This window comes from Enterocloster lavalensis (genome assembly GCF_046603895.1).
Lineage (GTDB): Bacteria > Bacillota > Clostridia > Lachnospirales > Lachnospiraceae > Enterocloster > Enterocloster lavalensis.
In genome coordinates this window covers 2,842,129-2,855,931 of the sequence record NZ_CP176637.1, presented here as the reverse complement: position 1 = coordinate 2,855,931, position 13,803 = coordinate 2,842,129, and the positions used below count along the sequence as shown (strand labels likewise).

At 56.5% G+C, this 13,803-nt stretch carries 12 protein-coding genes; 4 read left to right on the top strand and 8 right to left on the bottom strand.

The features are described 5' to 3' along the window. The first annotated feature begins 6 nt into the window (after positions 1–6). Both ACK2JC_RS12665 and ACK2JC_RS12660 read left to right on the top strand, forming a co-directional pair. Positions 7–1,005, top strand: a complete 999-nt coding sequence (locus tag ACK2JC_RS12665) for a M14 family metallopeptidase (protein WP_227169713.1) — start codon at positions 7–9, stop codon at positions 1,003–1,005. Continuing rightward, positions 999–1,547 carry a GNAT family N-acetyltransferase gene (locus tag ACK2JC_RS12660; RefSeq protein ID WP_320937339.1) on the top strand — a complete coding sequence of 183 codons (549 nt, stop codon included), beginning with the start codon at positions 999–1,001 and terminating at the stop codon, positions 1,545–1,547. Before ACK2JC_RS12665 ends, ACK2JC_RS12660 begins: the two co-directional genes overlap by 7 nt. Here the strand turns inward: ACK2JC_RS12660 and ACK2JC_RS12655 are convergent. The 7 genes from ACK2JC_RS12655 to ACK2JC_RS12625 form a co-directional block, all read right to left on the bottom strand. After that, positions 1,517–2,080 carry a UbiX family flavin prenyltransferase gene (locus tag ACK2JC_RS12655; RefSeq protein WP_320937338.1) on the bottom strand — a complete coding sequence of 188 codons (564 nt, stop codon included), beginning with the start codon at positions 2,078–2,080 and terminating at the stop codon, positions 1,517–1,519. The genes ACK2JC_RS12660 and ACK2JC_RS12655 overlap by 31 nt on opposite strands. Then, a complete protein-coding gene (locus ACK2JC_RS12650; protein WP_320937337.1) occupies positions 2,062–3,576 on the bottom strand; it encodes a UbiD family decarboxylase in 1,515 nt (504 codons plus the stop codon). Before ACK2JC_RS12650 ends, ACK2JC_RS12655 begins: the two co-directional genes overlap by 19 nt. A gap of 34 nt (positions 3,577–3,610) precedes the next feature. After that, positions 3,611–4,120 (bottom strand): 4Fe-4S dicluster domain-containing protein, encoded by a 510-nt coding sequence (locus ACK2JC_RS12645; RefSeq protein WP_320937336.1) that lies wholly within the window; start codon positions 4,118–4,120, stop codon positions 3,611–3,613. After that, on the bottom strand, positions 4,110–6,248 hold the full coding sequence (locus tag ACK2JC_RS12640; protein WP_320937335.1) for a molybdopterin-dependent oxidoreductase: 2,139 nt from the start codon (positions 6,246–6,248) through the stop codon (positions 4,110–4,112). Before ACK2JC_RS12640 ends, ACK2JC_RS12645 begins: the two co-directional genes overlap by 11 nt. After that, a complete protein-coding gene (locus tag ACK2JC_RS12635) occupies positions 6,245–7,519 on the bottom strand; it encodes an NAD(P)/FAD-dependent oxidoreductase (RefSeq protein ID WP_320937334.1) in 1,275 nt (424 codons plus the stop codon). The genes ACK2JC_RS12640 and ACK2JC_RS12635 overlap by 4 nt, the downstream gene beginning before the upstream one ends. 15 nt (positions 7,520–7,534) lie before the next feature. Further along, entirely contained in the window at positions 7,535–8,731 is a 1,197-nt protein-coding gene (locus ACK2JC_RS12630; protein WP_368280934.1) for a MalY/PatB family protein, read from the bottom strand. 207 nt (positions 8,732–8,938) lie between these two features. After that, on the bottom strand, positions 8,939–9,754 hold the full coding sequence (locus ACK2JC_RS12625) for a MerR family transcriptional regulator (RefSeq protein WP_320937332.1): 816 nt from the start codon (positions 9,752–9,754) through the stop codon (positions 8,939–8,941). A 310-nt stretch (positions 9,755–10,064) separates the two neighbouring features. Between ACK2JC_RS12625 and ACK2JC_RS12620 the strand changes: the two genes are divergently transcribed. Beyond that, complete coding sequence (locus ACK2JC_RS12620; RefSeq protein WP_320937331.1) at positions 10,065–11,258, top strand: amidohydrolase; 1,194 nt, start codon at positions 10,065–10,067, stop codon at positions 11,256–11,258. A gap of 10 nt (positions 11,259–11,268) precedes the next feature. Continuing rightward, positions 11,269–12,669: a YfcC family protein gene (locus ACK2JC_RS12615; RefSeq protein WP_320937330.1), complete on the top strand. Its 1,401-nt coding sequence runs from the start codon at positions 11,269–11,271 to the stop codon at positions 12,667–12,669. Between the two features lie 196 nt (positions 12,670–12,865). Here ACK2JC_RS12615 and ACK2JC_RS12610 read toward each other — a convergent pair whose 3' ends face one another. Continuing rightward, complete coding sequence (locus ACK2JC_RS12610; RefSeq protein ID WP_320937329.1) at positions 12,866–13,789, bottom strand: LysR family transcriptional regulator; 924 nt, start codon at positions 13,787–13,789, stop codon at positions 12,866–12,868. Positions 13,790–13,803: the final 14 nt, after the last annotated feature.

Here is a 13,803-nt window from a genome sequence, read left to right as displayed (position 1 = left end):
ACGGAAATGATAAGGGTATTTAATCATGAGATTAAAGAAGGAGAGCGGGCATATTTCACTGTGCCCGCCGGGGAACTGGCCCACAAGGCGGTGGTCCAGCTGCCGGTGATCGTGGTGGCGGGCAAAAAAGAGGGGCCGGTGCTGTGGATCAACGGCACGGTCCACGGCGACGAGCTGAACGGCTCCTACGCCGCCTGGGAGCTGTCCGGGGAAATCGACCCGGAGCAGCTTTCGGGGACCCTGGTGGTCACGCCGATCTGCAACCCCATCGCCTTTGAGTGCCGGAACAAGATTTCGGCCATCGACAACATGGACATGGACACGGCGTTTCCCGGGGACCCCGAGGGAATGATGACCCAGCGGATCGCCCATTTGATTTACCGGGAGATCAAGGCCAATGCGGGGGCTGTGATCAGCTTCCACACCATGGCGACCCCTTATCGGGCCGATCCCTACTCGGTGCGCAAGCTGATCCCGGGGGTGTCCGATGAGGTCAACCAGGTGTCGGAGGGTATGCAGCGGGCCTTCGGCGTGGTGACCAACTGCCTGGTGGACCTGCGCGGCGATACCAACGAGCTGCCGGGCGTCACAAGCGGGGCGCTGGACATCACCTGCATGAAGGACGGCATCCCGGCCTTTATGGGGGAAATGGGCCAGGGCGGCAAGGTGGAGACGGAATACGTGGAGGCCGCCAAGAAGGGGATTCTCAACGTGATGCGCTATCTGAAGATGCTGGACGGCCCTGTGGAGAAACCCGGCAGGCAGGTGCTGATCACCAAGCGCCGCTTCCTGCGCAGCGACAAGGGCGGCATGATCCGCATGAACGTGAAGTCAGGGGACGAGGTGAAGGCGGGCGAGAGCCTTCTGAACCTTCACTATTACGGGGATGAGATGGAATCCTACCCGGCCAGGACCGACTGCTATGTGATCGGTGTCCGTGAGAATCCGGTGGTGAGCACCGGGGACCGGGTGGCCTTTGTGGGCACGGAGTGGAGAACTTGGTAGAGACGGACGGCTTGCGCCTCAGGCGAGCGGTGAAGGAAGATGTGGAGCGCCTTTGGGAGATTTGCCGGGGGCAGACCGCGGAGGAATTTTGTCTGTGGGGGGCGGATCTGGTATACGAATATCCGCCCCGGCTGGAGCAGATGAGGCGGCGGTTTGAGGCGCTTTCCGGGGACGTGGTCCTGTTCGCGGCGGAGTGCGGGGGGCAGGTGGTGGGCTTTGCTGAGATTGGGGAAATGGACCCGGCGCGAAGGAGCGGCGTGCTGGCGCGGGTGCTGCTGGAGAAGGAGCAAAGGGGGAAGGGCAGAGGTAAGGAGCTTGTGAACCTTGTGCTGGACCAGGCCGCAAAAGTGCTGGGGCTGGAGGAAGTAAAGCTCATCGTGTACGCCGGGAATCTCCGGGCGCAGAGGTGCTATGAGACCTGCGGGTTCGTCCGCGGGGAAGCGCTGCTGCGGCCCGGGAGGGAGGACGCGTGGTGGATGAGAGCGGATTTGAGAGGGAGAGGTGGGGATGGTCAGCCTTCCCAGCGTTTGAACGGTGCGTAGGGAATGTCGAACTGATCCAGAATTTTCCCGACGATATGACAAGTTGCGTCCTGAAGGGTTTCGGGGCGGTTATAGAAGCTGAGTACCGGGGGCAGGATGACTGCCCCTATTTTTGTCAGCTCATACATATTGCGCAGGTGGACGGCGCTCAAAGGACATTCCCGGGCCGCCAGCACCAGTTTGCGGCGCTCCTTCAAAGTCACGTCGGCGGCCCGCAGCAGTAGATTGTCGCTGTAACCGCTGCTTATACCGGCCAGCGTTTTCATGCTGCAGGGAACCACCGCCATGCCGATGGTGCGGTAACTGCCACTGGCCGGAGCGGCTCCGATATTTTTGTTGTCGTATACCTGGTCTGCCAGCCCGGCAAAGTCCTGAACCGTCAGTCCTGTCTCGTGCAGGATTGTTTGTTCGCCACCTTCTGTGATGATCAGGTGGCTCTCAATTTCTGTGGACTGTAAGGCGCGCAGCAGCTCCAGGGCGATGGGTGCGCCGGAGGCCCCGCTGACGCCTATAATCAATCGTTTTGGGGACATGTTTCAACCTCCTGCCGTTGGGATGGTCCTGCGGTTCCCTTCAGCCAGCGGGAGGGGTCCACCTCCAAAAATTCCGCCCGTTTAAACCGGGCTTTCTGGTCGTAGGGCACCGTGCAGTCAAAGATGGCCTTGCAGGCGATGCCGTGATCCCGGATGGACGGTGAAAAGCCGGGATCGTTGGAGGGGTCCAGAGGGTGGCAGCGCACGCCTGGGATGGCGATCACGTCCTGATCGGCCTGGAAGCGGGTGCTCATGGCCCAGAACACATCTTTCATATCAAAACAGTCAACGTCCTCATCCACCACAAACACGTGTTTTAACTCACTGAAGGCAGCGAAGGCCAACAGGGCGGCCTGGCGTTGGCGCCCCTCGTCGCTGGGCACGGATTTTTTAAACTGAAGAACCGCCATGTACTTGCCGCCGCCGGAGGAGGGACAGCAGATGTTCGTGAGCTTTCCGGGCATAGCTTTTTCCACCATGGACAGGATGCTGGCCTCGGTGCAGATTCCGGTCATGGAGACGTGCTCCTCGCTTGGTCCGATGCAGGTCTGCATGATGGGATTTTCACGGTGAGTAACGGCTTTCACTTTTATTAGGCAGCACTCGCTGCTGGAGGGGCCGGTGTATCCGGGAAATTCCGGCATGGCATATCCTGTATGGGTGTTGCAGTCCTCCGTGACCCTGACTCCGGGGATAATCTCTCCTTCCAGTACGTACTCCGCGTTGGCAATGGCCTTCTCGCCGATGGTCAGGCAGCGGCACATCTGTACAGGCTCACCCCGCAGCGCTCCGGCAATGGATAGCTCGTCAAATCCCAGGGGCGTTGTGGGCGGCTCAAAGCAGGAGGAGATTTCGATTACCGGGTCCACTCCGATGCTGATGGAAATGGGCAGGGGGAGGCCCAACTCTTCGGCCCGCACGGCCATAGCACCAATATGCCGGATTCCGGGAGTGAAGAAGATGGAAAGCTCATCACGGCCAAGAATGCACATACGGTGGATGGTGACATCGCTCTCTCCGGTATCCGGGTGGGTGGCGTAGCACATGCCCAGCGTTAGGTAAGGCCCAGCATCTACGGGGGTGTTGGTAGGGGCCGGGACCAGGGTGCGCAGGTCGAAATCCGGGTCCGACGCCAGATGGACCACCTGCTGGCAGGGCGGCGCCTTTGCGGTAAGGACCGGCGGGATGGGGTGTTCGACGGCCTTTAAGAGTGTTCGACTGAGTTCCTGGGGTTCGCAGCCAAACAGAGCGGCCACCCGATCACGACTGGCTAGAAGCCCGATGGCGATCCTGGCGCCTGGGTATCCCTTGATGTTGTTGAATATCATGGCTGGGCCTTCTTTTGTGGGGCGCATTACCGTCCCTCCGGCTCCTACATAGCGGTAAACGCCGGCCAGCTCTGCAATGGGGTCCACCGGAATGCTGGTTTCCGACAGTTGGCCGGGCAGGTTGCGCAGCAGCTCAAGGGCGCTGCGAAGATCGTTGATTTGATTCATATTATGTCTCCTTTGAAATATAGTTCGGGTTCCGTTATCTCTGCAATTTTGCCAGTTCCTCACACAGCGCGCAGAGAGAGCGGTCCGCGGGCAGCTCCTCTGAGGGGCAACGAACCACCTTCAGGGCGCCGAAGGCGCAGGCGCGGACACAGGCCGGTTCCAAGCCGGCTCTAAGCCGTTCAGCACAGCCGTCGCATTTTTGCATTCTTCCATCGGGGCCAAAGGCCGGAGCGCCGAAGGGACAGGCCATGGAGCAGCTGTGACAGCCGATACAGTGTGTATTGTCGTACAGGGTAAGTCCGCTGGACTCATCTTTTTTGATGCAGCCTGCCGGGCAGGCCAGGACGCAGGGGGCATCCGGGCAGTGCATGCATGCGATGGAGAAGTAGGCGGGAAGTTTGTCTGGGCTCGTGCTCCAATCGTCCCGAAATACGGATCGGAATGGGCGCAGGCCGTGTTCCACGTCAATGTCGTTTTGATCCATGCACGCTATCGCGCAGGCCCCGCAGGCGCAGCAGCGGCTGATATCCAGGTCAATTTTCATATGCCTCACACCTCCTGATCCGGCAGTATGCGCTTCTGAACGCGGGAAAGCCGCTGTACGGGTCCAGATTGTCTGGATCCAGGATGCGGTTGACATCTGCTTCCCGGTAGCCGTGAAATACATACACTTCGCCCTGACGCACCGTTCCCGTGGGAGCGGCTTCCAGATGAATGGAACCGAACGGAGTGGAGATTTCCAAAACGTCCCCGCTCTCCACACCCAGCGTACAGGCGTCTTCCAGGCTGATTTCCGCCTGTGGCCGGGGGCGCAGACTGCGCTCCCAGGGCTGGTCGTGGAGCCGGGAGTGCAATGCATTGGGGATTCTGGTACCGGTGCACAGGATCATGGGCCAGGCCGCCGGATCTGGGTTTATGGGGGCGGTATAGGTAGGAAGACTGTCCAGACCCCACTCCGGGTGCAGGGAGATGAGCAGGGAGTCCAGCTCAAATTTACCGCTTAGGGTGGGCAGACCCTGCTCCAGCATGGTTCCCGGCCGGTAAGGTGAAAGGCCCGGCAGAGCCACGGGCAGGGTACTGGACTCCAGCTCTTCCACTGTGACAGGGAGGTCGCGAATGATGTGGCGGATACATTCCCGATAGCCCTGTTTCAGCAGATCGTCATCCAGATTCATCTCCCGGGCCAAAAGCGTTAGAATGTCCGCATCGGATTTCGCCTGGCCGAGGGGTGAAACTGCAGGTTTGGTATACCAGGCGTATCCGCCGGGATAGCACTTGAATTCCCCGCGTTCTAGGGAAGTGCAGGCTGGGAGTACAATGTCGGCGTACTTGGCGGTGTCCGTCATAAACAGATCCACATCCACAAAAAAGTCAAGCTCCTTCAAGGCCCGAACCATACGGCCGTCTCCAGCGAACATCCGAAGGTTCATGCCCAGGGCGAACACAGCTCGAATGCGGTCGCCCCTCTGGTCCAAAATCCGGTTTGCCAGGTCGTTGGACTGCATTTCGCGGCGTAGTTCGTACCATAGGGGAAAGCGGTCGCCACCTACGGCTTTTTTCCTGCCTCCCGGAAAACGGCCATTCATGAACTCGTCCTCTCCGGTCTCAAATCCGCAGGATAGCTCCATGTAGGTGTGGGTTGCGGGAAGCTGCCCGCCAATCCGGTCGTAATTTCCGGTGATGGCTAACAAGGCCATGATAGCACGGTAATTTTGGAAGCCGTTTTGATGATGGCCGATGGGGGCGGAGCTCTCGCAGATGCTCATAGAATCGCTCTCGTGGATCATTCGGGCGGCCTCCCGAATCTGAGCGGCCGGCACGCCCGTCAATTTCTCACCGGCCTCTGGGGTGAAGTAGTCCACATAGTGGCAGTAGGCTTCATAACCATAGACATAGCGGCGGATATATTCGTGGTCCACCCAACCGTTGTGAATCAACACGTGGGCGATAGACAGGGCCAGCGCTCCGTCTGTACCTGGACGGGGGCGCAGGTGGAGATCTGCCAAACGCAGGGAAGCGGGGGTGATGCGAGGATCTACGATGATCACCTTCATACCACGCTTGCGTTGCTGCTCAATGGCGTCGGGCAGCCGGTAGCGTGAGTAGTAGCCGTTGGTGCCCCAACCCAGGAATAGGCCGCTGTGGACCATGTCGGCGTTCACATGCATGCCTGTGGATACCTGCCAGGCCATCAAGCCCGAGGTGAAGCAGCAGCTGGATTCTGTCCCGTAGTTCCGGCTTCCAAATACATGGGCAAAACGGCGGTACATGGGCCGGTACCATTTTCCATAGCCGGAGAAAAAGGCTACGCTGTCAGCTCCGAACTGTTCTTTGGCGTTGCTGAGACGGCTGCATACCGTGCGGATCGCCTCCTCCCAGGAGATTGGCTCAAATTTACCCGCCCCGCGGGGGCCTACTCTGCGCAGAGGGGTGAGAATCCGGTCCTTCCGGTAGAGATACTGGCGGTTGGCGGCTCCTTTGGTGCACAGAAAACCGCGGTTGACCGGGTGCTCCGGGGAACCTTCCACCTTTAACACAATGCCATCCTTCACATACACGTCCAGTCCGCAGTGCATCTGCGGGGTGCAGATATCGCAGAGCGTGTGGTGGATTTCGATTCCCGTATCTTCTCCGGGAATTTTTGCGCGGATGCGCTGATCCAATTCTTTCATACAAGTTCTCCTTCCAGCTGACGCAGAAACGACGGGCGGAGGCCTTCCCTGACCAGAATACCGCGCTGGATGCGTGAGATTACAGGCCGTTCGGAGGGGGAGGAAGCCAGTTGCCGGTAGAAATAATTCTTCACTGCGCCGCTGATCCGGTAGTTGTCCAGAATATTCACGCCGGTTAACCGTCCGTTGGTCAATACCGCCCGGATGTAAAGACCTTTTTCCAGGCTACCGCAGGTCAAAATCCGTCCCTGCTGCCTGCTGTTCCCCAGGCCGATAAAGTCCATTCCCATAAAATGGGTAATATTGTGGGGAATATTGCCCTTAAAGCAGCCCGTACCGCCGGCCATATTGAGCCCGGCGGTACCGCCCTGATAGCCGGCGTTGGCCCACAAGCCAATGATTTTTGTGTTACCAGCCAGCAGATCCGTCCCTTCGCAGCAGTCCCCCGCCGCGTAGATACCCGGACAGCTGGTTTCCATGCGTTCATTTACCACAATTCCCCGGTTGATCAGGATTTCGCCGGGGTCGGCCAGACCGGTGTTTGCCCTGGTTCCAATGCAGAGTACCACAAGCTGGGCGTGGACAGCCCGTCCGTCCGTCATGGAACAGATCAGATTTTCGCCTTCATGGGAAACGGATTCGATGGTACAGCCAAAGGCCAGGCTGACGCCGGTTTGCTTTACCCGGCGTTCGATCTCTCCGGCCACTTCGCCGCAGGCGGCTAAGGGAAAGATACCCGGGGCCAGGTCGGCCAGAGTGACTGAGATGCCGCGGTTGTTGAGAAGCTCTGCCACCTTGATGCCTGCCATGGATGCACCGACTACTACCGCTTGCCGGATAGGACGGTTGTCGAGGGCCAGGCGGAGCCGGTCGGCGTCGGCCATGGTTCTCATAGAAAAGGCTTCGCCGGGATTCAACCCAGGAATGGGAGGTGCCCAGGCTCTGGCACCGGTGGCGATGAGAATGCGGTCGAATTTCATGCGCCTGCCGTCCTCCAGCTGGATCTCCCTGGTTTTTCCGTGGACGCGGGTTACCCGGCAGTCGCTATAAATCTCCAGCTGCAGCCTTGCGGCTGCCTCATCCAGTGTTCCGAAGGGCAGCATTCCCTCGCGGGGCAGTAGCCCTGCAATGTAATAAGTGGTGAGCATCGGGTTATAGGGGCTGCCGCTGTGGTCGCTGAAAACGGTTACGGAGCCCTGGGGGTCCATTTTACGGATTTGGCCGGCGCAGTGGTATCCGGCGCATCCAAATCCAATGATTGCGTAACGCATAACTGGTTTTCCTCCCTACTTATCGGCGCATGTGTGAAGGGCCGAGGCGATGCGCTTCAGTGCTTTGGCGAGAAGCGAGCGGGGGCAGGCGAAATTCAGACGGACAAAGCCCTCTCCTTCCGGCCCGAAGGTTCCGCCCATGTTCACCCCTACCCGAGCCTGGTGGATAAAGAACTGTTCCAGCTCTCTTTCTGTCATGGACAGGGCGCGGCAATCCAGCCATGCCATATAAGTAGCTTGTGGAACGATGGCGTCAATGGGATTACAATTTTTGGAAATATAATCACACAGATAATTCCGATTCTCTTCCAGGTATGCGGTCACGGCCTCAAGCCATTCCTGACCGCCCCGATAGGCTGCTTCGGTGGCGAGGATGCCCAGGTAATTGCAGCTCATCAGGTGCTGGCTGGTCAAAACTCTATTGTAGGCAGCGCGGTTTGAAGGGTTGGGGATCAGGATATCGGAGTTTTGCAGCCCGGCGATGTTAAAACTTTTGCTGGCAGAGGTGCAGACGATCAGATTCTGTTCGTATTCTGCGCCCATCTCCCGCGCCGCTTGTCCTGCGCTCACGAAGGGATAGCCGGAAAAGCAGAAATCGCTGTGAATCTCGTCGCAGAGCAGCAGTACTTGATGGCGGTGGCAGAGTCGGATCACCTGTTCCAACTCGCTTCGGGTGAAGACGCGCCCGGACGGATTATGTGGGCTGCAAAAGATCAGAAGACTTGCCCGGCTGTCCGCCAGTTTTTTCTCCAAATCCTGAAAATCAAGCTCATAGCGGCCGTCCTGCAGAATCATGGAGATGCGGGAGAGCTCCCTGCCGTTGTCTGCGATCAGGTGGGCAAAGGGGTGGTACATTGGGGAGGGAAGTACGATTCTGTCCCCGGGTTTTGTCAGCCCCTGGATGATATAGGCAACCCCATTTACAATCCCGGAGCTGCGGCAGATCCAGTCCCGTTCCACATGCCAGCCCCGAAACCGTTCCATACGCTCCATGACCGCCTTAAAGTAGCCATCCATAGGTACTGGATAACCGAAAATTCCTCGGTCCACCGCTTCTCTTAATGCATGGATTACCGCAGGTGCAGTCCTAAAATCCATGTCCGCCGTGGTGAGAGGAATAAGGTCCGGTTCCCCATATTTCTGCCATACCGTGTCCCATCGGAGGGACGAAGTGTTTTTTCTGGATATGATCTCATCGAAGTTATATTGCATTTGCAGCTCCTTTCCAGTTCCATTTGGGGATGGGCAGTCCTCGCGGCTGTTAAGCGCATGCGCTCCGAATGAAAATCCGGTTTGCGGCATTAAAAACAGCCGTGGAGAGATGCTCCATGGCTGTAAGTATAAGACGTATAGCGGCTATAGGTTCAATAGGTCATTTTGTACAAAAAACTATATTCTGGGAGATTCACCACACAATTCTTATGCCAGCATAATCTGAAGCTGGCATAGATCCTCCTTCATGTGCTCACTGTGAAAGGTGGTGTCCAGGAGGCAGACGCTGATGAGATCCCCGGACGTCTTGATCTGCCTTCGCGCAATGAGGCTCCAGAACTCGTATACCGGATTCAGCTTGTATGGCATGCCGCAGCGGAACATACAGAGGTAATCCCCTTCGGGAATCACGATTTCACCATCCACCGGCGGCGCGTTTTCAGGAATGAAGAACAAGCTGCCCGCACGATTAAGAGGCTGTTCCGCCTCCAGAGAGGAGCGACGCATGACGGCGCCGAAGCCCTTGTCCATGTTCAGGCCCGCCTGACGCAGCTTTTCCCAGCCACGGACATAGCACATATGCAGCAGGTCCACGGTCATGTCCTCCTGAGGCCATTTTACGAACACAGCCCTGCGCTTCTCCAGGTGTTCTACCAGCAGGGAATCGCCCTGCAGGAGGTCACAGTCCGCTTTCTGGTAGAAGGAGAGCCGGCTGAGCAGCGCCTGACGGGTCCGCTCTAACGCAGCTTGCTGGACCTGTATCTCCTCAATCTGGCTTTTGAGCAAAAGCATGGCGGAATCACGGTTTCTCGATTCCATGTTTTTGCGGATCTCCTTAAGCGGCACATTTTGTTCTTTCAGAAAACAGATTTCCCGCAGAAAAGGCAGCTGGGAGCTGTCATAGTAGCGCGCTCCGCTGTCATCCACCCTTGTGGGCCGGAACAGTCCGATTTTGTCATAGTAGATCAGTGTCTGCCTGGAAATGCCGTGCAGCTCTGCCATTTTTCCGATTGTAAATTCCATATCCACATCCAGCCCCCTGTTTCTTATTATAAAATCTTATCGGAAAAGCCACGAAAATTCAAGAGGCAAATCCTGGCGGCCGGAATTGCCTATGAGGATTGTGCATAAATCCCGCACCTGATCTTTGTTGATTTTAACAAGTTGCACGTATAGTGACTATACCCCTTACACTGATAACGAGGAAAATACTTCGGATCACACCTCCCGCGCCGCAGAGCCGTCGGAGGAAGGAGGGACCGGAGAGAGGGGGCCTGAGCGCGCTGCACAGCGGTTCCCGGAATAAAAATGCAGCGCAGAAAAGGGGGACAATATGACATTTCAACATTTTAAAGACAAGTACCAGGATTATTTGGTAACGGTCAGAAGGCGCTTCCACGAATCGCCGGAGTTGAGCATGGAGGAAAAGGAGACAAGCCGGTTTATTGTGTCGGAGGTGGAGGCCTGCGGCCTGCCCTACGAGATGGCCGGGGATTACGGAGTGATTGCTGTGGTTCAGGGAACAAAGCCAGGGACGGGCAGGAATGTACTTTTGAGAGCGGATATCGACGCTCTTCCCATTCAGGAGGACGCCAACAACCTGGTGGGACCGAAGAACAGTTGCTCCAAGGTGTCGGGAGTGGGTCATTTGTGCGGTCATGACGCCCACACAGCCATGATGCTGGCTGTGATGAAGGAATTGACCGCCATTCGGGATCAGTTCTCTGGCCAGTTCATCATTTGCTTTGAGCCTGCGGAAGAAAATGGCAAGGGCTGCTGGCTGATGCTGCCGTACCTGGAGCACTATGAAATAGACCGCGTCTATGCCTGCCACGTGGAGGAGGGGATTGACACGGGAACCGTATCCATAGTCCCCGGTCCCCGAATGGCCGGAGTAGGCGCCTTTGAATACACGATATATGGCGTAGGAACCCACGGAGCCGCACCCCACCGGGGAGTCGATCCGATTCTCTGCACAGCGGAGATTATTACCAGTTTAAATCAGATTTTGACTCGCGATATTCCGCCGTTGTCTCCCATGGCTCTGACCATCGGCCACATGGAATCGGGGACTGCGCGTAATGCTATTCCCTCACAGGCTTCTTTTGGCGGAACCATGCGGTTCTTTGACCGGGAACTGGGCGAGTTTGCATACGGGCGCATGAAAGAGATTGTGAATGCGATCGCTGCCGCCCACCGCTGCAAGGTAGAGCGGACATTTGAATATTTAAGCTATCCCCTGGTCAATGATCCCCATTTGGCAGATCTGGCCTGTCAGGCTGTCCGGGAGGCTCTGGGGACTAACGCGGTGGTGGAGACCGAGCCCAAGACCGGGTCCGAAGGATTTACCAATTATATCCGAGCGTATCATGGACAGGGGCTTCACGTTCTGATCGGCGTCCGCAATCGGGAGTACGGCTCCGGGGAGGCGGCCCACAACCCCAAATTCGATGTGGATGAAGCTGCTCTGCCGTATGGCGCTTTTACAACTTTACAAATTGCCCTTAAATTGAACGAATGCGAGTAGGAGGTCCGATATGCCGGCAAAACATGCAAAAGAAAAGAAGTCGAAAGAATTAAATCCGTTCGTCCTTATAACCTGGATTATTGTGGTGTTCTGGATTCTCTCATTTTTTATTCCGTCCGGGCAGTTTGAGCGGGTGGACAATGTGGTGGACCCCGATTCCTTCCATATTGTACAGAAGATTCACGTTAATATTTTTCAGGAGATTCTTACCATGGGAACCAGCGCCTTAAAAGCCAGCGGAAGCCTGATTCTGTCCATGCTAGTGGTGGGAGGCTCTCTGCGTATGATCACGGAGACCGGCGCGATGGATCTGGGGCTGGATGCCATCATCAAACGCTACGGCGATAAGACCATTGCCATTATCCCCATTCTCTGCTGCCTGCTGGGAGTCTGTGGATCGGCTACCGTGTTTATCAGCACAGCCATCACCCTGGTCCCCATTTGTATCGTGATCGCTCAGAAGCTGAAGCTGGACAACGCTGTGGCCGTGGGACTGGCCTACCTGGGGCCCTGGATCGGCTTCATGGCATCGCCTATCAACGTTTCCACTACCGCCACAGCCCAGTCTCTGGCTGGAATTCCGCAGTTTTCCGGCTTTGGTGTGAGATTGGTGATGACCGTGATCTTCGTGCTGATTCTGGCTGCATTTATGACCTGGTACTGTGTACGCATTCGGAAAGATCCGTCTAAAAGCGTGATGGGCGGGCAGAGCATCGACTCCCTGAGCGTGGAGGCCAACAGCGCCTATGCGGGACAGAAATTTACCTGGAAGCACGGTTTGATTCTGTTGGTATTTGTAGCTGGTATCGTATATTTTGCCATTGGCACAAAGTTGTGGAAATATGGTCCGTCGGAGATGGCGGGCATCCTCTTTGTGGCGGCTGTGTTTGGGAATATTGTGGCGGGAAAGTCCCTGGATGAGGGTTACAAGACCTTTGTAAAGGGCGGACAGACCATGGTCAGCACGGTGCTCATGATTATTCTGGCTTCCATGATTTCTGCAATCCTCACCAATGGCCTGATCATCGATACAGTGGTATATTACATCTCCCTGCCCCTGCGCGCCCTACCCAAGGCCATGGCAGCTATTGGAATGTTTGTAGCGAACTGTCTGATTAACATTCCCATTCCCTCCGGTTCCGCTCAGGCGAACGTGGTGATGCCGATCATGGCACCGTTGTCAGACGTGTTGGGAATCACTCGGCAGACCGCGATTCTGGCCTACCAGTACGGCGACAGCTTTACAAACCTGATGAATCCCACCAGCGCGGCATTCATGGGCGCACTTGCACTGGCTCAGGTGAGCTTTAAAAAATGGATGAAATTTATCACACCGCTGTTTACAGTTTACTTGATTCCGATTGTGGTCAGCCTGGTTTGGGCTACAGCTACTGGGTGGATGGGATTTTAAGTCATATACGATGAGACTGGATTGCAGCGGTTTAATAATCCCTTTCTCCTGAATTAAGAACATCCCTGCTGGAACCGAGGTTTTATAGCCTTGAGTTTCCAAACAGGGATGTTTTTTCTTTGTGATGTATGATTGTGAGAATTCGTCTCTCCGAAATGACCGGTTTATATCTGATCGTCTTGAATTGCACACTTTCTCATCCTTCCCGCAACGACGAATGAATATTCTTAACCAGATTAATAAACTCCACCGCGGTATTGGAGAACACCGTCCCCTCCCGGTAGGCGATGGCCAGGTTCCACTTCGTTATGGGATCGCCGAAGGAGAAGATTTTCGGAGGCACCGGGACGCTGGGGATGCGCACCACGGTCTCGGGCACGATGGCGCAGCCAAGGCCGGCTTCCGCCAGGCGGAAAGCAGACTCCACGCTTTTGACCTTTAATACCGTGGCTGGGGTGACGCGGTATTGGCTGAAAATTTCACGGGTTTTGATGGCGATGGACTGCTCGCCGTTGAGCCCGATGTAGGGCTGGTTGTGGAGCAGGCGGATGTCGATCCAGGGGTACTTGCAGCCCTCTTTGGGCACGCCCTTGGCGGCCAGGGTCTGGGCTGCCGGAACCGCGATCAGCAACTCCTCCTCGAAAAAGGGGATGTAGCTCAGGCGGGGAAGACCCCGCTGGTTGATGATGGCCAGGTCGATCTCGCCGTTTAACAGCATGTATTCCAGCCCCTTGGTGGTATAGTTCTCGTAGAGTTGTAAGTCCACGTTGGGGTATTTGGTGATAAAGGACTTGAGGATCGAGGGCATGTTGTAGGACATTCTCAGCACCGCGCAGCCCACCCGCAGGCGGCCGGACAGCTCTTCGTTGATGCCGGATAAATCCTTCTCCAGGTCCGTGTACATTTCCGTAATCTTTTTGGCCGTCTCCACGTATTTTTCGCCCGCGTGGGTCAGGATCAGCCGGTTGTTGATGCGCTGGAAGAGCTGCACGCCCAGCCGGTTCTCCAGGTCCTTAATGTAGCGGCTCAGGGAGGGCTGGGAGATGAACAGGGACTCGGCGGCTTTGGAAACGTTGCCTTTTTCGGCGATGGCGATGACGTAGGATAGTTCTTTGATCATGAGTGTTCTGGTCC